Source organism: Exiguobacterium sp. s166 (assembly GCF_018618855.1).
GTDB lineage: Bacteria > Bacillota > Bacilli > Exiguobacteriales > Exiguobacteriaceae > Exiguobacterium_A.
In genome coordinates this window covers 1-279 of record NZ_JACSMU010000021.1, presented here as the reverse complement: position 1 = coordinate 279, position 279 = coordinate 1, and the positions used below count along the sequence as shown (strand labels likewise).

Genomic DNA, 279 nt, shown 5'->3' with positions numbered 1-279 from the left:
GGTGCACTTTTCGGGAAGTAGCTCAGCTTGGTAGAGCACTTGGTTTGGGACCAAGGGGTCGCAGGTTCGAATCCTGTCTTCCCGACCATCTTCAATTTAATCCCTTAATGGGGCCTTAGCTCAGCTGGGAGAGCGCCTGCCTTGCACGCAGGAGGTCAGCGGTTCGATCCCGCTAGGCTCCACCATTTTTATGACGAACTTTGAAAACTGAACGATGAGGCAAAAAACGTATCTTCGGATACAAACAATGAATGAAGCGCAAGCTTCGTCAACGTGACT

2 tRNA genes are annotated in these 279 nt (G+C 50.5%); both read left to right on the top strand.

From position 1 onward, the window contains the following. The first annotated feature begins 11 nt into the window (after positions 1 to 11). A tRNA-Pro gene (locus tag KNP93_RS15590) sits at positions 12 to 88 on the top strand. A 21-nt stretch (positions 89 to 109) separates the two neighbouring features. Continuing rightward, positions 110 to 185: transfer RNA gene (locus KNP93_RS15585), tRNA-Ala, on the top strand. Positions 186 to 279: the final 94 nt, after the last annotated feature.